A 23,144-nucleotide genomic window follows, 5' to 3' on the forward strand; every position below is an offset into this window, starting at 1 on the left:
TATGTCATCCCTACCTTCTGGCGATAAGGTGACGCCTTGGTATAAACAGTTTTGGCCGTGGTTTTTAATCGGCATTCTGCTCTCGTCCATTATGTTTAGCATTACTTTTGCCGTTATGTCGGTTAAGAGCTTCGATGGCATGGTTGTTCAGGAGGATTATTACAAGCATGGTAAAGCCATCAATATGGTACTTGCCAAGCAAGACCGTGCCCGAGAGTTAAACCTAAGCGCAGATTTACGCCTTGATCCGCTTACCAGCGACATTGTGATTGATTTAAGCGGCGATGCGCGACCGGACAGACTTTATTTAGATCTTATCTTCCCGACCGAAGATGACCGTGATCAATCCTTTGTACTTGAGCATGTCCGCGATGGGCGCTATATCACCCAAGGCCCTGACAACCTGCGTTACCGCTGGTATCTACAGATTCAACCCGCGCTGGAAAATGCCGATTGGCGCCTTACCGGTGAGGCTACGTTCCCCGATGAAAACAGCGTCGCGCTACTGCCAGGAGGGCGTACAGAAAGCGAATGAGCGATGTAACGGATGTAACGACTCCTGCGCCCTGCTATCACTGTGGTAACCCGGTGCCCGCTGGGGCTCCCTGGTCGATTACCCTTGATGATCATGCCCATCCGCTCTGCTGCCCTGGCTGCGAGGCAGTGGCTCATGCCATCGTCGACGGTGGTTTAGAAAGTTACTACCGCTACCGCACCGAACTGCCCGAACGTCCGGATGAGCGCCAGGCTGCCAAGGCCGATACCTGGTCGGTGTTTGACGACCCCGGCCTGCAGGCGCAGTTTGTTCACCCCGACGGCGATGAGGGCAATGTCAAAGCGACCCTCGCCATCGAAGGCATTACCTGTGCCGCCTGTGCCTGGCTGATCGAACACCGTTTAAATGCTTTAACAGGGATTGCCTCCAGCGCGGTGAATTTAACCCACCACCGCCTGCGAGTGAGCTGGGATCCCCAGCAATTGAAACTCTCGCAACTACTGGCAGAACTGGCCGCCATTGGCTACGACGCCCAGCCCTACGAGCCAGATCAGGCTCAGACGCGCATGCAGCATGAAGAGCGTATGAACGTGCGTCGGCTGATCATCGCCGCTGTCGGCATGATGCAGGTGATGATGTTCTCTATCCCGATCTATGTCTCCGGCCCCGGTGAAATCAGCGACGACTTCTACGCGCTGTTTCACTGGCTCTCCTTTGCCCTGGCCACACCGGTGGTGTTTTTTTCCGCCCAGCCGTTTTTCCGCAACGCCCTGCGCGACCTGCGCACCGGCGTACTGGGCATGGACGTACCGGTCTCGTTAGCCATTGGTGGCGCTTATCTTGCTAGCAGCTATGCCGTGCTATTCGACGTCGGCGAGGTCTATTTTGACTCGGTGGCCATGTTCACCTTTTTTTTGCTGTTTGGCCGCTACGTGGAAGGCCGTGCCAGACGCCGCAGTGGGCATAGCGGCAATGCCTTGAGCGGCGTGCTGCCGATTTCGGCCACGCGCCTGGAAAGCGACGGCAGCGAGCGCATTCTGCCTGCCAGCGAACTTGCCCCAGGTGACCGTGTATTGATCAAGCCCGGCCATGGCGTACCTGCTGATGGCATCATTGAAGAGGGCGAATCGAGCCTGGATGAATCGATGCTGACCGGTGAATACCTACCGGTTACTCGCCGGATGGGCGACCCGATTACTGGCGGTAGCCAAAACATGGAAAACCCACTGGTCATCAGGGTGACCCACGCCGGGCGCGATGCCCGTGTCGCGGGTATCGTCGATCTTACCGACCGTGCCTTTGCCAGCCGCCCTAGGCTTGCCCAGATGGCTGCGCGTATGGCGCACCTATTCGTGCTGCGCCTGCTAGTGGTCACAGCCTGCGTGACTATCGCCTGGTGGTTTATCGACCCCTCACGGATGCTCTGGGTGCTACTTTCGGTGCTGGTGGTAACCTGCCCCTGCGCGCTGGCGCTGGCCACCCCAGCAGCACTGACCGCCGGTCACGGCCAACTGCGTAAGCGCGGCGTATTGATCACCCGCGCCGATGCTATGGAGACGCTCTCTAACGTGACCCGGGTGATCTTTGATAAAACCGGCACCCTAACCCGCGGCGAAATGCACCTTACCCAAACCCAGCCCTTTGGTGAATTAACCGCCGAGCGTGCACGGGCCATTGCCGCCGCCCTTGAAGCCCACTCGGAACACCCGATCGCCCGCGCCTTTCGGCCGTTCCGGGAGGCTACCCTGCAAGCCAAAGATATTCACAGCCACACCGGGCAAGGGCTCGAAGGGAGCCTAAACGGTGCTCGTTGGCGGTTGGGTAAGCCCGAATTTGCATTGGATAGCGCAATAAATGGCGCCGTGGATGACGTCATAGCGGCGCCTGCCAAAGGCCAGTGGTTGCTGCTTAGCGAAAACGGTGCGCCCCGCGCCTGGTTCGGCTTGCACGACGGCGTCCGCGATGACGCTGCGGCAACGATCAAAGCCCTCCAGGCCCTGGGGTTAAGCGTTGAGCTGCTCTCTGGCGATACCCAGGATGCCGTGGAAAGCTTGGCCAACCAACTTGATATTGCCACCTGGCATGCGGGCACCAGCCCGGAAGGCAAGCTAGCCCGGATGAAAGAGCTCCAAGCCGCAGGCGAAACCGTGGTGATGATTGGTGACGGCATTAACGACGTGCCGGTGTTAGCCGGAGCCGATGTGGCGATTGCCATGAATGGCGCAACTGACCTAGCCCGCACCCGCGCGGACGCGGTACTACTCAGCCCGCGCCTGATGCGGATTTTTGAGGCCATTGAGATTTCCCGCGCGACGCGGCGTATCATGCGCCAGAACATGATTTGGTCAGTATGCTACAACTTTTCGGCACTACCGCTTGCAGCGATGGGGCTGGTGCCGCCCTGGCTAGCCGCGATTGGTATGTCGCTTAGTTCGTTAGTGGTAGTGGGTAATGCGCTGCGACTGTCTCGCTGGCGCACCCAGCCCGCGCCAGCGCTCGACACTTCAACACCGGTAACCGCATGACGATTCTATACCTGCTAATTCCACTCTCGCTGATTTTGCTCGGCCTGGCCGTCTGGGCGTTTTTCTGGGCGGTGAAAAATGATCAGTTCGACGACTTAGAAGGTCCGGCGCACCGGATTCTATTTGATGAGGATGAAAACGACCTCAGCCCCGAGCAGCGCCGCCAGCGTCAGCAAACCAAGCAAAAAAACGCTGCGCCAGCCGATGCAAACTCACCCGACGACCCAGAGCCCCGTTCATGAATCCGACGGGGCTCGATCTGCCGCCGCTCATGGCGGCGTTTGTGTTCGGCTTGATGGGTGGCGCCCACTGTATCGGCATGTGTGGCGGCATTATGAGTGCGCTCACCTTTGCAGTACCCCCTAGCATGCGCCACCCGGCACGCATGGGGGGCCTGCTGCTCAGCTATAACGCAGGCCGTATTATTAGCTATATGAGCGCAGGCGCGCTGGTGGCGCTGCTAGGCACGCTGTTTTCCCTTTCTGCTACGGCACGCCTGCTGCTGCAGATATTTGCCGCGCTGATGCTGATCTTAATGGCACTGTATATCGCCAACTGGTGGAAAGGGCTGCTCAAAATTGAGGCCGTAGGCCGCCGCCTATGGCGCTTTATTGAGCCCGTGGGGCGTCGCTTAATGCCCGTGGTGCACCTTCCCCAAGCCTTTGCCCTGGGGGCACTCTGGGGCTGGCTCCCCTGTGGTTTGGTCTACTCCATGCTGGCCTGGAGCCTGGCGATTGCCGACCCGCTTCAGGGCGCGCTACTCATGGGCGCCTTTGGGCTTGGCACCCTGCCTGCACTACTTGCCACTGGCCTCGCTGCCCGCCAACTCAGTCATTTGATACGTCACCCCGCGACCCGCAGTGTGGCAGCGCTGACAATTATCGCTTTTGCGCTGTGGCAGCTGTGGACACTCACCGCACACAATCTCTAATAGCATGACGTGGCTCAACCTTTACGCCTTCGTCGCGGGTTAGGCTAGCGGCATTTCCTAACGTCGGAGCGCCCCTTCATGCCCGTTCATGCCCCCGCTGCATTGCCTCTTGCACCCGCAGCTGCCGCAGCCCCTATGCAGCCGGTGTGGGATGAAGCGTTACTGCGCCGCTACGACACCAGCGGCCCACGCTACACCTCCTACCCCACGGCACTGTCGTTTCACGAGCAATTTACCCCTAGCAACCTGACCCAGGCGCTGGAGCGTAGCAATGCCAGCAAGCGATCGCTTTCGCTGTATGTTCACGTGCCCTTCTGCCGCAAAATCTGCTTCTACTGCGCGTGTAATAAAATCGCCACCAAAAACACCGCCCTGGCCGAGCCCTATATAGCCCGGCTTGACCGTGAAATGGTGCTGACCGCACGCCACTTGGATACATCACGACCGGTGGAGCAGCTGCATTGGGGCGGCGGCACGCCGACGTTTCTCAGCTTGAACCAGATGGGCGACCTGATTGATCGCCTGGATGCCCGCTTTGGCCTTTCGTCGTCGACTGATCGCGATTACGCGATTGAAATAGATCCTCGCGAAGCGGATGTGTTTACGCTGCGCCATCTCGAATCCCTCGGCTTTAATCGCATTAGCCTGGGCGTGCAGGATTTAAACCCTCTGGTGCAGAAAGCGATTAATCGCATTCAACCTCGGGTACTTACCGAAACGCTGATGGATGAGGCGCATCGTTTGGGCTTTCGCTCGCTCAATCTCGATCTAATTTACGGTTTGCCATTTCAGACTGAAAAAAGCTTTGCCGACACGCTACGCCAGGTGATCGAGCTCAACCCGGCGCGCCTTTCAGTGTTTAATTACGCACATATGCCCGAGCGCTTTGCCCCGCAGCGGCGTATTAATGTCGATGACTTGCCGGGTGGCGATGAGAAACTGGCGATTCTGCGCACCACCATCGAAATGCTCACCGCAGCAGGCTATGTGCATATTGGTATGGATCACTTTGCCCGACCTGACGATAGCCTGGCTATTGCTCAGCGCGAAGGCTCGCTACAGCGTAACTTTCAAGGCTACTCCAGCCACGCTCAGTGCGACTTAATCGGGCTTGGCGTTTCGGCGATTTCACGCATTGATGACGTCTATGCGCAGAATCCTAGCGATCTGGCAAGCTACGAAGCGGCGCTGGATAAGGGTCAACTCGCTACCGGGCGTGGCGTGCGGTTGAGTGATGACGACCTGATCCGGCGGGACGTGATTGAGCGGCTGATGTGCGATATGGGCATTGATCTGGCCGCCGTTAGCCAACGCTGGAACATCGATGCCCCCCGCTACTTTGCGCCAGCGCTTGAGCGCCTGCAGAGCGCCGAGCAGGATGGCCTGCTGACCCGCAGCGGCGACCAGCTTAACGCCACGCCGATGGGGCGGCTGCTGATTCGCCATATAGCGATGGCGTTCGATGCTCACCTGGCGCAGCAAACGGGCCAACGTTACTCAAAGATTGTTTAATCATCTTTAAGCAGGCATGCTAAAGCGACTACAATAGGTAAGGCTTTTCTAATTGATAAGCGGGATTCTCTCAAGGAGCAAAGCATGTTGGAACCCATGAGCCGTCGGCGCTCGCTACTCCATGAAGCTCGCTGCCAAACCTGCAGTTTGAGCTCACTGTGCCTGCCACTTGCCCTTGAGCTGGATGATGTGGGGCAGTTTGACGCCATTATTCGTCGTCGCGCGCCGCTTAAAAAAGGCGAACCGCTGTTTCGTCAGGGCGACGCCTTTACCAGCGTTTACGCTGTACGTTCGGGCAGTTTGAAGCAGACCAGCGCTGAAGGTAACGGCAGCGAACAGCTAACCAATTTCTACCTACCCAGTGAGCTGGTGGGGCTGGATGGCATTGACGAAGAGCACTACCCCGGTAGCGTTATCGCCCTGGAAACCACCACCGTCTGTGAGATTCCTTTTGACCGCCTGGACTTACTCTCAGAAGAGTTGCCCGAACTGCGGGGCCAGCTGTATCGGAGCATGAGCAAAGAGTTGCGCGATGACCGACGCATGATGCGCCTACTCTCGCGCAAAACCGCCGATCAGCGGCTGGCCACCTTTTTGATTACCCTTTCGGACCGTTTTCGTCGCCGCGGCTATTCGCCTTACAGCTTTCGCCTCTCAATGCCCAGGGCTGATATCGGCAACTATCTGGGCCTCGCGGTTGAAACGGTCAGCCGCATACTAAGCCGCTTTCAGCAACAGAATGTGGTGGCGGTCTCCGGGCGAGAGGTCAACATTCTCGATATGCAGCGTTTGATTACCCTCGCCGAAGAGGAAGAGCAAACGGTTAGCTGACGTTAAAGGCCTGGATGCGCCCCGCCAGCAGCTCTGCCTGCTTGGCCTCTAGACCTTCAAAATCGAACAGGCTGCGGTCAGCCAACTGGGAAGGGGCAATATTGGTGACGGCCTTGAACATGCTTTCCAGGCGGCCGGGAAACTTTTTGTCCCACTCCGCGAGCATCTCTTTGACGACCTGGCGCTGCATATTGGGCTGGGAGCCACATAGATTGCAGGGAATAATCGGAAACGCCATCAGCCGCGAAAATTCGGCGATGTCCGCCTCTTTGCAGTAGGCCAACGGCCGAATAACGATATTCTTACCATCATCGGATAGCAGCTTGGGCGGCATTGCTTTTAGGTTGCCGCCAAAGAACATATTGAGAAACAGGGTTTCGAGAATATCTTCGCGGTGATGGCCTAGGGCAATCTTATTGGCGCCAATCTCTTCAGCGAAACCATATAGCGAGCCGCGCCGCAGCCGTGAACAGAGCGCGCAGGTGGTTTTACCTTCAGGGGTTTTCTCTTTCACCACCGAGTAAGTATCGCGCTCGACAATGTGGTACTCCACGCCCTGCTTATCCAGATAAGCGGGCAGTACGTGTTCGGGAAAGCCCGGCTGTTTTTGATCCAGGTTGACCGCTACCAGCGAGAAATTGACCGGCGCATTGCGCTGCAAATTGCGCAAAATCTCCAGCATGGTGTAGCTGTCCTTTCCACCGGAGAGGCAGACCATCACGCGATCGCCTTCATTGATCATTTGGTAATCAATGATCGCATTGCCCACTTCTCGGCGCAGACGCTTTTGCAGCTTGTTAAATTCACGCTTCTGCTTCGCATCAGCCAGCTCAGGCTGGTCGTGCTCAGCGTCAGCTGGGGTGGCTCCAACCGTATTAAGGTGAGCAGGATCAAAGTGATCAAGAGTTTGCATGGTATAAGCACTGCCGAGGGTAGAAGGCGTGAGATAAAAAAGTAATAACTATTCTAACAACACTCACCGCCTGACCCAACTAATCAGACGTAGCCACACAAGATATCGCAATTGAAAATGACTATTTTGAACGCTGTACCATATCTCGGTGCGAGGGTAGCTTGGAGCGAGGGTCTTTTGTCATGGATGACAAAAGTAGCGCCCAGGGAGGGGTTCACAGCGCCCTCGCGGAAAGCTGCCCTCGCCACGATGAAGGAGACTACTATGCCACCTCCGCCATAATACGCTGCAGGCGCATATACAGCAGTGCGCTGGCGGTGGCCTCTCCAAGCACACTCTGCACGTCTATGGCGGGCACTTGCCAACACGCCAACGCCTGGGCGAAGCTGCTGGGCGCCTCGACCTCCGGGTGCAAACGCCGTAGCTGGCGTTGATGAAGCTTTGCTACATCGACCTGGGCGTTGGGCAGAGCAAAATTCAGCCGCTTAGTGAGAAGTGCATTTAACGCCCCGATGCGCTTCTCCAACTGCCAGCCAACGATGGGACGATTGCCGATAAATTCCACTAACGCGCCCAAGTTATCACTGCTTGGCGGCAGCACCGCCCCCGCCTCGCATAGCAAGTGATGACGGCGCAGCGTTGCACTTTCGGGCTGCTTCGTGCTGCCCAAGGTGATTACAAAGGCACGACTGGTATGCACCTGCTGCTGGCTCAGTACCACTGCTGCCAAGCTAATGATCGGTACGCAGGCCGTGGGAGTGACGGTGCAGGCAAGCGCCACCAGCTCCTCCCCCATATAGGGCTGAAACAGCCAGGCGTAGGGGGATTCTGCACAGCGTCGCCGGTCGCTTTCGCGACGTAGCAGGGTACGCAGAGAGCCGCTAAATAGCGCCACATGTCGATCTAACAGCCGCATTCCGCTCACGAATACTCCAAATGGTAACGATGGGAAATCCGCTGCTTAAAGTCTTTGACAATATGCATCGCTTCACGCAAAAGATCGCGCTCCAGGGAAGAGAGGTTTTGCACTACAACACGGTTAGCGCGACTGCTGTTTTGGGAGCTAGCGTCCTGGGCACTGGCTTGAGCACCGACAGGCGTCTCCAACGCGGTTAGCTGCTGTTTAAGACGTAGCTCGGAAAACAGTGCCAACGCTTCACCCAGGTCATCGGCAAAACGGCGATCCAACCGACCATCAGCAGCCAGTGCATCCAAACGATCAAACGTCGAGGTGGCTTTGATGCGCCGCTCAAGCGCCATGGTGCGCACGCCGTGAACGATAGGGAAAATACCGCCTTTCTTAATATCGATACCGTGCTGAGGCTTTTTTAGGGAGCCGAACAGCGTCAGAGGCGTCGAGAAACGTAGCGCCGTACGAGCAAAATAGGAAAGCAGCAGCTCATCGCCCGAACAGCGTTCAAATAACTCATCACGGACGCTTTCAAGCAGGCTGGGGTTGCCCGCTACGGCATGGGCATCGAGCATAATGGCCAGCTTCATCAGACTATCGCCATCACGCTCCCTGGCCCACTTGGCAATATTGCCTTTCCACTGGGATACCGTAGCCACCCACTCGGAATTAGACACCATAATATTGCCGGGGCACGGCGGGTAACCAAGCTGAATCAGGGTATCGGTGAGCGTCTGCATGTGGCTGGCAAGATCAGGCCACTGGGTGTCATCGGCAAGTATCAAGCCGTTATCCTGATCCGTTTTTAGAATCTGCTCACCGCGCCCTTCGCTGCCCATCACCATCATGCAGCTCTGCTCGTGGTAGCGCTCATCAATGGTGAACTCCCAGGCTTTACTTATAATACGGCCATTCAGTGCAGCGAGCAGATCCATTGCAAAGCGAAGCTTAACGCCCTGAGCCATCAGCGCTTTGACGAGCTCCGGCGTGCGCTGGCTGGCCGCCGAAAGCGCCTCCAAATTGGCCGCCTGCTCGACCTGCAGGCTCACCACATAGCTTCGGCTTGAGAAGTAGCTAAGCACGTCAGTGAGTTCTACAACGCCTTTCAAGGCGTTCTGCTCCATCACTACCACCCGCGAGACTTTATGGCGGGTCATTAGCACCAACACTTCAAATAAGTACTGATCCGGCGCCACGGTCACTAAATTAAAATGGGCGATCTCATCCACCGCTGATGTTACCGCGCTACCTTTCAACACTAACGCGTTGAGCAGATCGGTTTTGGTCACCATGCCAAGGATGTCCTGGGTCTCTACCAACAGGCTGTCGGCGTGGCTTTCTTTGAGCTGTTTTACAGCGCTGGCAATATCGGTCGCCGCCGCCATCAGCAGCGGCTCGCGCATACACTCGCTCACCTTTGCCAACATAAACCCCGCCATGGTGACACCACCTTCGGCGCGCTTTTCGGTCAACAGGCGCGCTTTATGGGTCAGCGACTGGCGAAAAAAATTGCTGAAATCAGGGTATTGGCGACACAACTGTTGAAACAGCGCTTTGGGTAGCAGGTAACAAAGACACTCCTGCTCAGCCTTAAAGCGGTAGCGGCTTTTACCATTGAGTATGCTGATCGCCCCAAACAGATCCCCCGCCGTGTAGTGGCCAATGCGTGATGTAGATGAGGGTAGCGTCGGATCAATTTCCGCCACTTCGCCTTTATGAATCAGAAAAACAAACTCACCCGCTTGCCCGGTCTCTAAAATGATTTCGTCACGGTCAAAATAGGCAAGGTCAATACCGCGGCGAATGTGGTCACGCCCCTCATCATCAAGAAGCGTAAACGGCAACTGGGATAGATCCACATCGACCATGGGGTATAACCTCATTAAACAGGCTGCGACTAACCGGATCTTGCCTTATGGCGAGCTAGCAGACATAAGCAAAAATAAATAAACGTCGTGACTCGATACTGGCCCACATAAATTGGCCCACACCAGCGCTTCAAAAAAACTGTTGTCGATTATTATATGAAGGTGGCTGTACGGGTATAAAGGATTCACTTCCCAAGTAGCAAGTAGAACCTTGTTATACCTTTAGCTATCACGCTAAAGTCGAAGCGACTTTTGATACGCGACCAAAGTATCGACTCATACTAACCGTCACTCCCTATTAAACGCTGTGCATGTATTTAAAGTAGCCAATAACTGCTTTTATTTGCTTACTAGACTATCGTCCCATAGCCTTGCAAACACCTGCAAACTTCGCTTAAACAGCCTTTAAAAACTCATATTTTCAACGACATGCAGGTTGAAAAAAGCCACTTAGCTGTTTATTGATACCAAAGTCTGGGATTTATTTTTTGACGTTTATTGCCCAGTATTAACAATGAGTCATGCAGGGTAATCGCACGTCGCTAACTAACTCGAAATTTCATATCGAATAATAAGGTGACGTGCCAAGAGAAGCTGACTCACCACTCCTAATGTTTGAGTGGCTTTAGACGTGCGATTGCCCTGATGGGTCACACGCTATTCCTCGTGAACTTTCCCAACCTTAAAAATCACAAGTGGAGAGCAACACAATGGCAGACGACAAAACCAATGCTGCTGAATACTGGAAAGCAAACGTCCGCTTAATTTTCGGATGCCTGGCTGTTTGGGCATTTGTGTCTTACGGATGCGCTATCCTTTTTCGCCCACTGCTCGCCGGCATTCCGGTTGGCGGCACTGATCTTGGCTTCTGGTTTGCACAACAGGGCTCTATCTTGACATTTATCGCGCTGATCTTCTTCTACGCCTGGAAGATGAATAAGCTCGATCAAAAATTTGGCCTTGGGGAGTAAGCCGGTATGAGCCAGTTTGCAATTAACTTACTGTTCGTCGGCGCCTCCTTTGCCTTGTATATAGGCATTGCTATTTGGGCGCGCGCCGGCTCAACGAAAGACTTCTATGTTGCCGGGGGCGGGGTTCACCCCATCACCAACGGCATGGCCACCGCAGCTGACTGGATGTCAGCGGCATCGTTTATTTCCATGGCGGGTCTGCTGGCCTCGGGTGGCTACGCCAACTCCACCTTCCTCATGGGCTGGACCGGTGGCTACGTTATCCTCGCGATGTTGTTAGCACCTTACCTGCGTAAGTTTGGTAAGTTCACCGTGCCTGACTTCATCGGTGACCGTTTCTACAGCAACACCGCTCGCCTCGTTGCGATCGTGTGCTTGATTGTGGCCTCGGTTACCTACGTTATCGGTCAAATGACCGGTGCGGGCGTGGCTTTCTCGCGCTTCCTTGAAGTCAGCAACACTTGGGGTATCTGGTTAGCAGCGCTGATCGTTTTCCTCTACGCCGTATTTGGCGGCATGAAAGGCATCACCTACACCCAGGTGGCCCAGTACATCGTTCTAATCATCGCTTACACCATTCCTGCGGTGTTTATTGCCTTCCAACTAACTGGCAACCCGATTCCGATGTTCGGTATGTTCAGTACCCACACAGAATCCGGCATGCCTTTACTGGCCAAGTTAAATGATGTGGTCAATGCACTTGGCTTCCGGGACTACACTGCTGACGTGGACAACAAGCTCAATATGGTGTTGTTCACCCTGTCGCTGATGGTCGGTACTGCCGGTCTACCCCACGTTATCATTCGCTTCTTCACCGTCCCGAAAGTCGCCGATGCGCGCTGGTCTGCAGGCTGGGCACTGGTATTCATTGCACTGCTTTACCTCACCGCTCCAGCGGTAGGTTCGATGGCGCGCCTTAACTTGGCGACAACCGTGTACCCAGAGATGGCTGGTCAGACTGAAAACTATGAAGAGGCGGCGCTAAACCCTATCCTGTACGAAGAGCGTCCAGATTGGGTTCGCACATGGGAAGAAACCGGCCTGATCAGCTTCAACGATCTCAACAACGATGGCCGTATTCAGCTATATAATGATTCTGCTGACTACTCGGATCGTGGCTGGGAAGGCAACGAACTAACCGTTAATAACGACATTCTGGTACTCGCCAACCCGGAAATTGCCAACTTGCCTGGCTGGGTTATTGGTTTGATCGCAGCAGGTGGTATCGCGGCGGCACTGTCTACCGCAGCAGGCTTGCTACTGGCGATCTCGTCGGCGATCAGTCACGACTTGATCAAAACCATGATCAATCCCAAGATCACCGAAAAAGGCGAGATGTTGGCGGCGCGAATCTCCATGGGCGGCGCGATATTGCTGGCCACTTACTTAGGGCTTAATCCGCCTGGGTTTGCGGCGCAAACGGTGGCGTTGGCCTTTGGTATCGCCGGTGCATCGCTGTTCCCGGCGCTTATGATGGGTATATTCTCTAAGCGGATGAACAGTTCAGGTGCGGTTGCCGGTATGCTGGCGGGCTTGATTTGTACTCTGCTTTACATCTTCACCTATCTGGGCTGGTTCTTCGTACCAGAGACCAATATGCTGGCCAACACGCCGGATAACTGGATCTTCGGTATCTCGCCGCTCTCATTCGGTGCCGTAGGTGCGATGATCAACTTCGCCGTTGCCTTCGCGGTTTCCAGAGTGACAGCTGCACCGCCGCAGGAAATTCAGGATCTGGTGGAAAGCGTTCGCTATCCGAAAGGTGCTGGCATGGCGATAGATCACTAAGTCATACTCCTTCCTGACGCGTTGTCGCCTACGGCGGTAACGCTTTGGAATCGACCTCACCATCGGGCTTCCTTAGGGAGGCCCGATGGCTTTTATAGATAGCTTTTATAGCCGGCTTTTTGAAAGGATGATTTATGATTTGGCATTTGATCGCCGCCGTTTTCGCAGGCCTTGCGGCCGCGGGGATTGGCCTGATACTGCGTAATTTGAGCGGCAAACGTTTGCCCAAGTGGATAGTGCCGGTGTTTGGCGGGCTGGGTATGCTGGGCTATCAAGTTCAGGTGGAGTACAGCTGGTTTGACCACAAGCAGGCGCAACTGCCCGAGACCGCCACGGTTATTTCAACCGAAAGCACCACGGCGGTATGGCGCCCCTGGACCTTTGCCATTCCCATGACCACCAAGTTCACCGTGGTGGACAGCGAGAACATCCGTATTACCCAGCAGGATGGTGCCCGTTTAGCGGAGTTCATCCTTTATCAGTTTGAGCGCCATCACACTGACATTTTGATCACCCAGCCCTATATACTCAACTGTGAGAGTCGTGAGTTGGTACCTCTGGATCAAGACAGCCGTGACCCTATTCTTGAAGAGATACGTACGCTGCGCGAAACATCACCGCTGCTCAGCAACGTATGCACATAGACAAATAAACAGCTCGTGGTACAAACGGTCGTACACGACCCGCTGTTTCGCCTAGAATGAAGCCTTTTGACTGACGCACGTTAAACACTCTGGCGGGGAGAAAGGCATGTTTCACGGCGGGCTACTGGTAGCGGTTTCGTTACTCTACATTGCCGTTCTATTCGGCATCGCATGGTACGGTGACCGCCGCGCGCGTACCCATGGCGCCACCCGTCGGCGTCCGATCATATATAGCCTGGCGCTGGCTATTTACTGTACCTCGTGGACGTTTTACGGCGCGGTTGGTCAAGCCGCCACAGCGGGATGGTCGTTTGCGAGCATCTTCGTCGGTCCAATTTTAACATTTTTGCTATTCTGGCCGGTGCTGGCCAAGATGATCCGGGTTGCCAAGCATCAAAACGTCACCTCGATTGCCGATTTCATTGCCTCCCGTTACGGTAAAACCCAGTCGCTGGCCGCCTTTGCCAGCCTGGTCGCCCTGGTAGGCACCCTGCCCTACATTGCCCTACAGCTAAAAGCAGTTTCCACGACTTTTAGCGTTCTTACCGATGCCACAGATGTGACCCATACGCCGCTATTTGGCGATACGGCCTTCTATGTGGCCATTGTGATGGCGATTTTCGCGATTCTATTTGGTACCCGCCACACCGATGCCACCGAACACCACGAAGGCTTAATCCACGCAGTAGCGTTTGAATCGCTGGTCAAACTGCTCGCCTTCGTGGTGCTTGGCGCCTTTGTTACCTGGGGCATGTTTGATGGCCTGGGCGAGCTGATGGGGCACGCCGAAAGTCAGCTCGAGCTCCAGCGCCAGCTTGCCAACCAGGATTTTGGTCAAAGTTTCTGGGCACAAACGCTGCTCGCTATGTTGGCAATTCTGTGTCTACCGCGCCAGTTCCATGTGGCTGTGGTGGAGAACATTCACCCTGACGATGCCACGAAAGCACGCTGGCTGTTCCCTCTCTACCTGCTGGCCATTGCCTTTTTCGTGGTGCCCTTGGCCGCCGCTGGCCTGCTGCTGTTTTCCGAAAGCGGCGTAGAGCCCGACACCTACGTACTGGCACTATCCATGGCCTCGGGCCACCAGTGGTTAACGCTACTCACCTTTATCGGCGGTTTCTCGGCGGCAACGGGCATGGTGATTGTTGCCGCCGTGGCCGTGTCGATCATGATCTCCAACGAAATCGTTATCCCAGCGCTATTCCGACTGCGCTGGTTTGATACCAAGGCGCGGGATTATGGTCGCTTGGTGCTGCGTGCGCGGCGTTTAACCATTGTCGCCGTACTGGCCATGGCCTACGGCTTCTATCAGCTGATTGCTGAATTTACCTCGCTGGCCTCGATTGGCATGCTCTCGTTTGCTGCCGCTGCCCAGTTTGCGCCAGCCTTGATTGGCGGGCTCTACTGGAAGCGCGGTAACCGGCTTGGAGTCATCGTCGGGATGAATGCGGGCTTCGCCATCTGGGCCTATAGCCTGCTAATGCCCGCGATGATCAATGCAGGCGTGCTGCCTACCGCTTGGCTTGACGGTGGCCCATTGGGGCTCAATTGGCTATCGCCCACGGCGCTATTCGGCCTCAACTTGGGTGACAGCTTTACCCACGGCGTGATGCTATCCCTCGGGGTTAACCTGTTCTGCTACATTTTTGTTTCCCAAATTACCTCTCAGCGTGTGGTCGAGCGTATTCAGGCCTCGCTGTTCGTGGATAGCGTGGAAACGCGTCAAACCTCGGTTAACCGCCCCTGGACTGGGGCGACCACCGTGGGCGATTTAAAAGTCCTCTGCGAGCGCTTTTTAGGCGCGGGTCAGGTGGATCGCGCCTTTGAAGACTACGCCCGCCGAGTGGGTAAACCGCTGGATGACGGCACCCGAGCCTCGATTGATATTATCCAGTTTACCGAGCGCTTTCTGGCCTCGGTGCTGGGCGCTTCATCGGCACGCATCGTGGTTAACTCGGCACTTCAGGGGCGCGGTATCGGCATCTCGGATGTGATTTCGATAGTCGATGAAGCCTCCCAGGTATTGGAGTTCAACCGGGCGCTGCTCCAGGCCACCATTGAAAATATTAATCAGGGTATCAGCGTGGTCGACCAGAACCTGCGCCTGGTGGTGTGGAACCAGCGCTATCTGGAGCTTTTCCGCTTCCCTGACCACCTGATTCGCGTTGGCGCACCCATTGACCGTATATTCCGCTACAACGCCCACAACGGCGAGTATGGCCCGGGCGACCCGGAAGAGCATGTCCAGCTACTGCTCGACAATATTCGCGAAGGCCAGCCCCACCGCTACGTGCGCTACCGCCAGGACGGCAGCGTGCTGGAAGTGCAGGGCAACCCAATGCCCGGCGGCGGCTTTGTGTATACCTACCAGGACATTACCCAGCAGAAGCGCATCGAAGAGGCGCTAATTCGCTCGGAAAACAATATCCGTATCTATACCGACAACGTGCCCGCGTTGATTGCCTACTTCGACAAAGAGTGCCGTTACCTATTTACCAACCGTGCCTACGAGCAGGCGTTCAATATTGACCGCAATGCGGTCATTGGTCGGCGCTTTGAAGACGTGCTGCCAGTTAAGCAGGCGGAGGAGCGCGCGCCATGGGTCGCGCGCTCCTTGAACGGCGAACGGGTCAGCTTTGAAGTCTCGCTGCGGGTGAACAACGCCATGCGCTATATGCTGGTCACTTACACGCCGCACTTTGGCGACAGCCAGGCAATCCTGGGCTTCTTTGCGCTCTACCAGGATATTACCGAACGCCGTCAGGCTGAAATTGCCCTTAAAGAGACCAACGAAACTCTTGAAGAGCGCGTCCGCGAACGCACCCAGGCGCTCTCTGAAGCCAACGCGGCATTGCGCCAGGAGAACCGGGTACGCGCCGAGGCGGAGCTTGCGCTGCGCCAGGCCAAGCAGCTCGCGGAAGATGCCAACGCCTCAAAGACGCGCTTTTTGGCCGCGGCCAGCCACGACTTGCTGCAACCCCTGAACGCGGCGCGGCTATTTACTTCTGCGCTGATGCAGAACGTGACCACCACCGATACTCAGCGCATCGTTGGCCATATCGATAACTCGCTGCAGGCCGCCGAGGAACTGCTAAGCACCCTGCTGGATATCTCCAAGCTGGACGCAGGCGCCCTAACGCCCCGACGCAGTCACTTTGCCCTAGCGGATATCTTCCGACCGTTACGCGCTGAATTTGAGGTGATGGCAGACGATCGCGGACTGGACTTAGAAGTCGTGCCTACCCAGCTTTGGGTCGACTCAGATCCTCAAATGCTGCGCCGTATTGTGCAAAACTTCTTGTCCAATGCGATTCGCTACACTCAAGAGGGGCGCGTGCTGTTGGGCTGCCGTCGCCAAAACGGCTGGCTCTCTATTGAAGTGTGGGACAGCGGCCCCGGCATTCCCGAGTCTAAATTGAGCGAGATTTTTCAGGAATTCCGTCGCTTGGATCAGGTCTCCCGCCACAAAGAGAGCGAAAAAGGCCTCGGTCTTGGGCTCTCCATTGCCGACCGCATGAGCCGCGTGCTGGATCACCCTATCAAGGTACGCTCAACGGTAGGCAAAGGCGCGGTTTTCTCAGTCAGCGTACCGATTGTCACCGCCCACGAGTCAAGCAACACCGAGCTTGAGCCACAGACCCGGCGCGGCAGCCATAAGCTGAGCGGTACGCGGATTGTTTGTATCGATAACGAGACACTAATTCTGGAAGGCATGACCGCCATGCTTAGCGGCTGGGGCTGCGAGGTATTTACCGCCACTAGCATCGGCGGGGCCAAATCCATCTTACGTAATATGGATGGCGACCCTGACGCTATTCTGGCGGACTACCACCTGGATAACGAAGTCACCGGCTTAATGGCGCTAGAGGCACTCAGCGAGCGTGTTGAGGGGGCAGTGCCGGGGATTGTGATTACCGCTGACCGCACCGAAGCGGTGGCTGAGGAGATCAAGCGGGCGGGCTATCAACTGCTGTTGAAGCCCGTTAAACCGGCGGCGCTGCGGGCACTGTTGACGCGCACACTGCAGGCCAATCGCGCGGCGCGTTAAGCGCGCCGCGGTTAACGCCGGCAGTACTTGCTAATTGCTTAGGAAACGACTTTCGGCGGCTCGACTTCAAGTTTCTGAGCCGCGATAACTGCCTGGGTACGTGAGTGCACGCCCAGCTTGCGTAGAATCGCGGTCACGTGGGCCTTGATCGTGGCTTCTGAGACGCTCAGTTCATAAGCGATCTGTTTATTCAGCAGACCTTCGGTCAGCATATTCAAGACGCGGAACTGCTGGGGCGTCAGCGATGCAATCGCCTCGGCAAAACGCGACTCCTCTTCGCTGGTCTCTTCCAGCACGTTGGCCAACGCTTCAGGCAACCACACTTCGCCTTGCAGAATTTCACCGACGGCTTCAGCAATTAGTTGTAGAGACGATGATTTGGGGATAAAACCCGACGCGCCGTAGTCAATAGCACGACGCACCACGTAGGGCTCATCACTGCCAGACACGACCGCAACGGGGATATCGGGCATCTGGCCGCGCAGTTGGATCAAACCAGAGAAGCCGTGGGCTCCCGGCATGTGCAGATCGAGCAGAATCAAATCGGCATCTGGGTGGCGGTTCACCACGTCAGTGGTTGCTTCCATGGTATCCGCTTCGACAATTTCCGCCTGGGGGGCCAACTGGCGTAACGCTTGGGTCAGCGCTGCACGAAACAGCGGGTGATCGTCAGCGACGATAAACTTATGAGCTACTGCCATGGATATTCCTCCGGTTCCTCGAGCAGCGGGGTTGTCTGCCGCCGCGACGCTAGGCTCTTACGGTTGTGAAGCATGGTACCCCATGGGCTTCATCATGCCCAAGCATCACATGCACAATTTATAATAGATCGTTCACACAAGTGAAACACGTATCTATAAACGCAACCGTGCCGACCTACTCAGGTCGGCACGGTTTTGAGTCGGCAAACAAGCTTTATTGGGCTAGATAGCCTACAGTGTTGTCGCCATTATTGGTTGGCGCGATGCTCAATCAGCTCATCGACCACCGACGGGTCGGCCAGCGTACTGGTATCACCCAAGCCATCGCACTCATTGGCGGCAATCTTGCGCAAAATGCGGCGCATGATTTTACCCGAGCGAGTTTTAGGCAAACCTGGCGCCCACTGGATAACATCCGGCGAAGCAATCGGGCCAATATCCTTGCGCACCCACTGGGTCAGCTCTTTTTTGAGTTCGTCTGTCGCCTCAATACCGTCATTCAGGGTGACATAGATATAGATGCCTTGTCCCTTAATATCGTGCGGGAAGCCAACAACGGCTGCTTCCGCAACGGCGCTGTGGGCGACCAGAGAGGACTCAATCTCAGCGGTGCCCATACGGTGGCCCGAAACGTTCAGCACGTCGTCCACACGCCCGGTGATCCAGTAGTAGCCATCCTCATCGCGGCGACAGCCGTCACCGGTGAAGTACATACCGTCGTAGGTCGAGAAGTAGGTCTGAACATAGCGCTCGTGGTCACCCCAAATAGAGCGCGCCTGACCCGGCCAGGCGTCAAGGATGACCAAGTTGCCTTCAGTGGCACCTTCCAGTTTATTGCCTTCGTTATCGACCAGCGCGGGCTTCACACCGAAAAACGGTACGGTCGCAGAGCCAGGCTTAAGCGGGGTAGCGCCCGGCAGCGGCGCAATCATGATGCCGCCGGTTTCGGTTTGCCACCAGGTATCCACTATCGGGCATTTTTCGTTGCCGATAACGCGGTAGAACCACTCCCAGGCCTCCGGGTTAATTGGCTCACCCACGGAGCCCAACAGGCGCAGAGTATCGCGCTTGCTCGAATCCATGACATTGTCGCCATGGGCCATCAAAGCACGCACCGCGGTGGGCGCAGTGTAAAGAATATTAACGTTGTGCTTATCAACGATATCCCCCATCCGGCCATGGGTAGGATAGCTGGGCACGCCCTCAAACATCAGGGTCGTCGCACCGTTGGCCAAGGGGCCATAAACGATATAGCTGTGCCCGGTGACCCAGCCAACATCCGCGGTGCACCAGTAGATTTCACCCTCTTGATAGTCAAACACGTACTGGTGGGTCATGGCGGCGTAGGTCAGGTAGCCACCAGTAGTGTGCTTCAAGCCTTTCGGCGCACCGGTAGAACCCGAGGTGTAGAGAATAAACAGCGGGTCTTCGGCGCCCATAGCTTCCGGCTCACACTCGCTGGACTGCTTGTCGACCAGCTCGTCAAACCAGACATCGCGGCCCTCTTTCCAATCGATCTCACCGCCGGTGCGCTTCACTACCAGGACGTTTTTGCACACATCAGTGCCGTCACGGGTCAGCGCGGCGTCCACGTTCTCTTTCAGCGGCACGTGCTTACCACCGCGCACCGACTCATCGGCGGTAATCACCAGCTTGGAGTCAGCGCCAATGACCCGCTGAGCAACGGCGTCTGGCGAGAAGCCACCAAAGACAACCGAGTGAACGGCCCCGATGCGCGAACAGGCAAGCATCGCCATGGCCGCTTCGGGAATCATCGGCATATATAGCGTGACGGTATCGCCTTTACCGATACCCAGCTCTTTCAGCGCGTTGGCCAGCTGATTCGTGCGTGCATAAAGTTCACGATAAGTAATGTGCTTGGAATCATCGGGATTGTCGCCTTCCCAAATGATCGCCGTCTGATCACCGCGTTTATCCAGGTGGCGATCGAGGCAGTTGGCGCTGACGTTAAGCAGGCCATCCTCAAACCAGCGAATATCGACATTGTCACGCGCAAAGGAGGTATTTTTAATTTTGCTGGGCGCTTTAATCCAGTCGAGCCGCTTGGCTTGTTCAGCCCAGAAGCCCTCAGGGTCGTCTATCGACTGCTGATACATGGCCTCATATTTGGCTTTATCGGCCCAGGCATTGGCGGCGAAATCGTCGCGCACCGGATAGACGTTCTGTTGATCGCTCATAAAATTGCCTCTGTCCGTGAAAATGCACTCTCTAAGAAACTGTAGTCGATAAGCTTATTTATGGGGCTGATTAGCCATTATCGGGAGTATCGACTGCCATTAATGTTCCCCTAGCATAAACCTCCTCGCGCGGGCTTCCCTTTAGACATTGGTATTATCATTTTTTATTTAAAAAACAAAGATTTATAAACGAATTACGAGACAGCTTCCGGCCTGTAGACCAAGGTCTTAGCGCAGTATCGGCAGCGATAATGACGCCCGTTTACCACTAAAGCATGACGTCTCGGGGTAAATTGATGAAAGCGGCAATCGCATTGGTAACGATAAGGTGCGGACTGCGCCTGCTTAATATCAAACCGATGGGTTACGCTGGGAACTAAGCCAAAAAGGTCGCGCATGACCGTTTTCCACTCGCGGCCGTGAGGTTTTAAACGCGGGCCATTGTCCAAATGGAACACCAGCCAGTGAGCCATTTCGTGAGGGATCACCTCATCAAAAAACGCCGTGCGGTTCTCACTCAGTAGTACCGGGTTAAAGCGCAGACCGCCGTGGCCAAGGTGCGCCTGACCGGCCGAAGCGCCGCGCAGGTTAAACCACACTTTTGGGGCTGGTAGAGCAGGGCACACTTCACAGCAGCGCTGCCACGCCTGCTCAACGCGAGTAAGCGTGGCCTGGTGTAACTCTGTTTCCGACATGGTCGCCAATTCAGAGGCAGGCCAAGGGGGCAGTGGTGAGGTCTTCATTAGTGATAAACTAGCCGCTATAAATAACCATTGATGAACGTTTGTATTAACGAGGCTTTACTCATGGCAGAGCGCAGCGATACGCCTGAAACGAACACGCCACCGCAGCCACTGCTCGAGGATGAGCAGTTGGATAGACTGGACGATTTCCTCGACTCGGATCAAGTCGATGAAGACGCCCTGGATCTTATCTCCGCCCATGGCTTTTTAGTGGCCCTTGCCGTGGCCCCCAGCGAAGTGCCGCCTACCCAGTGGCTGGCTGAGCTGTTTCAGGGCGAGCCTCGCTACGCCGATGACGCCGAGCGTGATGAGATTATTACCCTGCTCACGCTGCTGCGCGACAACGCAGTGGCGGTACTCGAGCAAGGCGGCTTGCCTGAACTGCCGTTTGAGCTAACCCTGGGGGGGGAGCCCGCCGAGGAGACCCCCATTGGCGACTGGTGTGCGGGCTTTATGGAAGGCGTCTTCAGTGACGAAAGCGCTTGGTTCCAGGACGATGAAGAAGCTGCCGCCACCCTGCTGCTGCCGTTTATGCTGCTTTCTGGGCTATTCGACGAAGAGCCGGACATGGCCGAGCTGGCCAAGGATCAACAGCGCCAGGAATCGCTGGTAGTACAATTACCGGAGCTGGTTTTGGATCTTTACCTGCACTACCGCGTGCCACCGGAAACGCCCAAACCCAAACCGCGTAAAAAAACGCCTGCAAAGGGTAAAAAGGGCTAGCAGTCTGTCGGGCTTGGCCGATCGTCGCGAGAAGCACGGATTTTGAGCCAAATTTATCGATCGATTGAGGCGAATAGCTCGCTATTTAACGAAATTGATCGAATAAAGTTGGCCAAAATACCGGGATTCGCAGTAGATCAGTGTTAAGTCCGACAGGCTGCTAGGCTAAGCACTTAGCTTAAGCACTATTTAAGCCGCGTAACCATGGCATCCAGCACGCCATAGATCCACTCACGGGCGCGCTGCCCCCAGGGGCGCGCCGCCCAAGTCGCGGCATCTACCTCCTGGCTAGCGGCAAAATTTCGCTCAAACAGTTCGCACACGTCTGCCGCGAGCTGCGGATCAACCACCTCCTGGTTTGCCTCTAGGTTCCAGTGCAAATTCCAGTGGTCAAAGTTACACGAACCAATGCTCACCCACTCATCGGCGAGCACAAATTTAGCGTGGATAAAGGTCGGCTGAAACTCAAAAATGCGTACCCCAGCCTTGAGCATGGTGTGATAAAAGCGCTGACCGGCAAAGCGAACGCTGGGATGGTCATGCTTTGCCCCCGGCAGCAGTAAGCGTACGTCTATCCCTCTGCGAGCCGCTCGAACCAAGCGCCGACGCAGGGCAAAGGTGGGCACAAAATAGGGCGTGCATAACCAGAGTCGTTCATTTACCTGGCTGACCCGATAATGCAGTGAGTGACGAATCGCTTGATAACGGTAACCTCGCGCCGACATCGCCCGACCAGGCACGCCATTGGCAAGCGCCTGTGGTTCACGGCGCTCCGGAAGAGCCTGCTGACGGCCATCACCTCTCTCAGTACGGGTCAGCCGCGAGTGCCACAGGCGCCGAAACAGCAGTTCCCAATCGGCCACTACCGGCCCCTCAATACGCAGAGCAATTTCGTACCAGGCATTCAAAAACTCATCCACCGCGCCAAAGCCACCGGTGAACGCCAGTTCACCATCAATAACCACTATTTTGCGGTGATCGCGACTCAGGTTCAGCGCCAAGGAGTGAAGGCCTATGGGATTAAAAAAGCGCAGTTGAACCCCGCCCTGCTTCAACCGTTGGCGATCATGGCTGGAGAGGCCCATCGAGCCATACCCATCCAACAACAAACAGACGCAGACCCCGCGTTGGGCAGCCTCAATTAGCGCATCGCTGACTTGATCCGCCAGCTCTCCTGACTCCATCAAGTAGAGCTCTACCAGCACATAGCGTCGCGCAGTACTGACCGCCTCAAACATGGCCGGCAGAAAGCGTGTGGCCTCCGGCAGTAGCGTAAATCGATTACCTTCTCGCCACGCGTTCTGCATGGGTGCTCCTTGCTTTGCCACTGAGTAAGTACACT

At 55.9% G+C, this 23,144-nt stretch carries 18 protein-coding genes; 11 read left to right on the top strand and 7 right to left on the bottom strand.

What is annotated here, in order from left to right; translation table 11 throughout:
• Position 1: 1 nt before the first annotated feature.
• The 6 genes from KF947_RS06270 (at position 2) to fnr (ending at position 6,295) form a co-directional block, all read left to right on the top strand.
• Positions 2-535: a FixH family protein gene (locus KF947_RS06270; protein ID WP_088699413.1), complete on the top strand. Its 534-nt coding sequence runs from the start codon at positions 2-4 to the stop codon at positions 533-535.
• Positions 532-3,021, top strand: a complete 2,490-nt coding sequence (locus tag KF947_RS06275) for a heavy metal translocating P-type ATPase (protein WP_227405750.1) — start codon at positions 532-534, stop codon at positions 3,019-3,021. The genes KF947_RS06270 and KF947_RS06275 overlap by 4 nt, the downstream gene beginning before the upstream one ends.
• Positions 3,018-3,263 (top strand): cbb3-type cytochrome oxidase assembly protein CcoS, encoded by a 246-nt coding sequence (gene ccoS, locus KF947_RS06280; RefSeq protein ID WP_223288076.1) that lies wholly within the window; start codon positions 3,018-3,020, stop codon positions 3,261-3,263. The genes KF947_RS06275 and ccoS overlap by 4 nt, the downstream gene beginning before the upstream one ends.
• Positions 3,260-3,952, top strand: coding sequence for a sulfite exporter TauE/SafE family protein (locus tag KF947_RS06285; protein WP_223288077.1), 693 nt, complete (start codon positions 3,260-3,262; stop codon positions 3,950-3,952). Before ccoS ends, KF947_RS06285 begins: the two co-directional genes overlap by 4 nt.
• Positions 3,953-4,030: 78 nt before the next feature.
• Positions 4,031-5,464: an oxygen-independent coproporphyrinogen III oxidase gene (gene hemN / locus KF947_RS06290; RefSeq protein ID WP_227405751.1), complete on the top strand. Its 1,434-nt coding sequence runs from the start codon at positions 4,031-4,033 to the stop codon at positions 5,462-5,464.
• A gap of 84 nt (positions 5,465-5,548) precedes the next feature.
• The gene (gene fnr, locus KF947_RS06295) at positions 5,549-6,295 is read left to right on the top strand and encodes a fumarate/nitrate reduction transcriptional regulator Fnr (RefSeq protein ID WP_133729747.1); all 747 of its coding nucleotides are present in this window, start codon (positions 5,549-5,551) and stop codon (positions 6,293-6,295) included.
• Here fnr and ttcA read toward each other — a convergent pair.
• The 3 genes from ttcA to KF947_RS06310 form a co-directional block, all read right to left on the bottom strand.
• Complete coding sequence (ttcA, locus tag KF947_RS06300; RefSeq protein ID WP_227405752.1) at positions 6,288-7,208, bottom strand: tRNA 2-thiocytidine(32) synthetase TtcA; 921 nt, start codon at positions 7,206-7,208, stop codon at positions 6,288-6,290. The two genes, fnr and ttcA, sit on opposite strands and share 8 nt — an antisense overlap.
• Positions 7,209-7,470: 262 nt before the next feature.
• Complete coding sequence (locus KF947_RS06305) at positions 7,471-8,124, bottom strand: DNA polymerase III subunit epsilon (protein ID WP_223288134.1); 654 nt, start codon at positions 8,122-8,124, stop codon at positions 7,471-7,473.
• A 5-nt stretch (positions 8,125-8,129) separates the two neighbouring features.
• Entirely contained in the window at positions 8,130-9,986 is a 1,857-nt protein-coding gene (locus KF947_RS06310; RefSeq protein WP_227406280.1) for a DUF294 nucleotidyltransferase-like domain-containing protein, read from the bottom strand.
• 710 nt (positions 9,987-10,696) lie between these two features.
• On the opposite strand from KF947_RS06310, the gene KF947_RS06315 reads away from it, so the two are divergent.
• The 4 genes from KF947_RS06315 to KF947_RS06330 all read left to right on the top strand — a co-directional run bounded on the left by KF947_RS06315 (position 10,697) and on the right by KF947_RS06330 (position 17,437).
• Entirely contained in the window at positions 10,697-10,957 is a 261-nt protein-coding gene (locus tag KF947_RS06315; RefSeq protein ID WP_133732148.1) for a DUF4212 domain-containing protein, read from the top strand.
• Between the two features lie 6 nt (positions 10,958-10,963).
• Positions 10,964-12,745 carry a sodium:solute symporter family protein gene (locus KF947_RS06320; protein ID WP_223288080.1) on the top strand — a complete coding sequence of 594 codons (1,782 nt, stop codon included), beginning with the start codon at positions 10,964-10,966 and terminating at the stop codon, positions 12,743-12,745.
• 134 nt (positions 12,746-12,879) lie between these two features.
• On the top strand, positions 12,880-13,389 hold the full coding sequence (locus tag KF947_RS06325; RefSeq protein ID WP_133732146.1) for a hypothetical protein: 510 nt from the start codon (positions 12,880-12,882) through the stop codon (positions 13,387-13,389).
• A gap of 106 nt (positions 13,390-13,495) precedes the next feature.
• Positions 13,496-17,437 (top strand): NahK/ErcS family hybrid sensor histidine kinase/response regulator, encoded by a 3,942-nt coding sequence (locus KF947_RS06330; RefSeq protein WP_223288081.1) that lies wholly within the window; start codon positions 13,496-13,498, stop codon positions 17,435-17,437.
• A gap of 38 nt (positions 17,438-17,475) precedes the next feature.
• On the opposite strand, the gene KF947_RS06335 is transcribed toward KF947_RS06330, so the two are convergent.
• The 3 genes from KF947_RS06335 to KF947_RS06345 all read right to left on the bottom strand — a co-directional run bounded on the left by KF947_RS06335 (position 17,476) and on the right by KF947_RS06345 (position 21,079).
• Positions 17,476-18,138 (bottom strand): response regulator, encoded by a 663-nt coding sequence (locus KF947_RS06335; protein ID WP_007113812.1) that lies wholly within the window; start codon positions 18,136-18,138, stop codon positions 17,476-17,478.
• Positions 18,139-18,386: 248 nt separating this feature from the next.
• Positions 18,387-20,336 carry an acetate--CoA ligase gene (gene acs, locus KF947_RS06340; protein WP_133732144.1) on the bottom strand — a complete coding sequence of 650 codons (1,950 nt, stop codon included), beginning with the start codon at positions 20,334-20,336 and terminating at the stop codon, positions 18,387-18,389.
• A gap of 194 nt (positions 20,337-20,530) precedes the next feature.
• The gene (locus KF947_RS06345) at positions 20,531-21,079 is read right to left on the bottom strand and encodes a SprT-like domain-containing protein (RefSeq protein ID WP_227405753.1); all 549 of its coding nucleotides are present in this window, start codon (positions 21,077-21,079) and stop codon (positions 20,531-20,533) included.
• Between the two features lie 63 nt (positions 21,080-21,142).
• Here KF947_RS06345 and KF947_RS06350 point away from each other — a divergent pair, with 63 nt between their 5' ends.
• Entirely contained in the window at positions 21,143-21,802 is a 660-nt protein-coding gene (locus tag KF947_RS06350; protein WP_133732142.1) for a YecA family protein, read from the top strand.
• 185 nt (positions 21,803-21,987) lie between these two features.
• On the opposite strand, the gene KF947_RS06355 is transcribed toward KF947_RS06350, so the two are convergent.
• A complete protein-coding gene (locus tag KF947_RS06355) occupies positions 21,988-23,109 on the bottom strand; it encodes a phospholipase D-like domain-containing protein (RefSeq protein ID WP_227405754.1) in 1,122 nt (373 codons plus the stop codon).
• Between the last annotated feature and the right edge of the window lie 35 nt (positions 23,110-23,144).

Source organism: Halomonas sp. FeN2, assembly GCF_020595105.1.
In the GTDB taxonomy this organism is placed as follows: domain Bacteria; phylum Pseudomonadota; class Gammaproteobacteria; order Pseudomonadales; family Halomonadaceae; genus Vreelandella; species Vreelandella neptunia.

What these genes read in the sequence shown, in the direction of transcription:
- acs (WP_133732144.1), bottom strand. Translation starts at nt 20,336, where the DNA reads ATGAGCGATCAACAGAACGTCTATCCGGTGCGCGACGATTTCGCCGCC.
- KF947_RS06345 (WP_227405753.1), bottom strand. Translation starts at nt 21,079, where the DNA reads ATGAAGACCTCACCACTGCCCCCTTGGCCTGCCTCTGAATTGGCGACC.
- KF947_RS06275 (WP_227405750.1), top strand. Translation starts at nt 532, where the DNA reads ATGAGCGATGTAACGGATGTAACGACTCCTGCGCCCTGCTATCACTGT.
- hemN (WP_227405751.1), top strand. Translation starts at nt 4,031, where the DNA reads ATGCCCGTTCATGCCCCCGCTGCATTGCCTCTTGCACCCGCAGCTGCC.
- KF947_RS06310 (WP_227406280.1), bottom strand. Translation starts at nt 9,986, where the DNA reads ATGGTCGATGTGGATCTATCCCAGTTGCCGTTTACGCTTCTTGATGAT.
- KF947_RS06315 (WP_133732148.1), top strand. Translation starts at nt 10,697, where the DNA reads ATGGCAGACGACAAAACCAATGCTGCTGAATACTGGAAAGCAAACGTC.
- fnr (WP_133729747.1), top strand. Translation starts at nt 5,549, where the DNA reads ATGTTGGAACCCATGAGCCGTCGGCGCTCGCTACTCCATGAAGCTCGC.
- KF947_RS06330 (WP_223288081.1), top strand. Translation starts at nt 13,496, where the DNA reads ATGTTTCACGGCGGGCTACTGGTAGCGGTTTCGTTACTCTACATTGCC.
- KF947_RS06270 (WP_088699413.1), top strand. Translation starts at nt 2, where the DNA reads ATGTCATCCCTACCTTCTGGCGATAAGGTGACGCCTTGGTATAAACAG.
- KF947_RS06305 (WP_223288134.1), bottom strand. Translation starts at nt 8,124, where the DNA reads ATGCGGCTGTTAGATCGACATGTGGCGCTATTTAGCGGCTCTCTGCGT.
- KF947_RS06285 (WP_223288077.1), top strand. Translation starts at nt 3,260, where the DNA reads ATGAATCCGACGGGGCTCGATCTGCCGCCGCTCATGGCGGCGTTTGTG.
- ttcA (WP_227405752.1), bottom strand. Translation starts at nt 7,208, where the DNA reads ATGCAAACTCTTGATCACTTTGATCCTGCTCACCTTAATACGGTTGGA.
- KF947_RS06335 (WP_007113812.1), bottom strand. Translation starts at nt 18,138, where the DNA reads ATGGCAGTAGCTCATAAGTTTATCGTCGCTGACGATCACCCGCTGTTT.
- KF947_RS06355 (WP_227405754.1), bottom strand. Translation starts at nt 23,109, where the DNA reads ATGCAGAACGCGTGGCGAGAAGGTAATCGATTTACGCTACTGCCGGAG.
- ccoS (WP_223288076.1), top strand. Translation starts at nt 3,018, where the DNA reads ATGACGATTCTATACCTGCTAATTCCACTCTCGCTGATTTTGCTCGGC.
- KF947_RS06350 (WP_133732142.1), top strand. Translation starts at nt 21,143, where the DNA reads ATGGCAGAGCGCAGCGATACGCCTGAAACGAACACGCCACCGCAGCCA.
- KF947_RS06320 (WP_223288080.1), top strand. Translation starts at nt 10,964, where the DNA reads ATGAGCCAGTTTGCAATTAACTTACTGTTCGTCGGCGCCTCCTTTGCC.
- KF947_RS06325 (WP_133732146.1), top strand. Translation starts at nt 12,880, where the DNA reads ATGATTTGGCATTTGATCGCCGCCGTTTTCGCAGGCCTTGCGGCCGCG.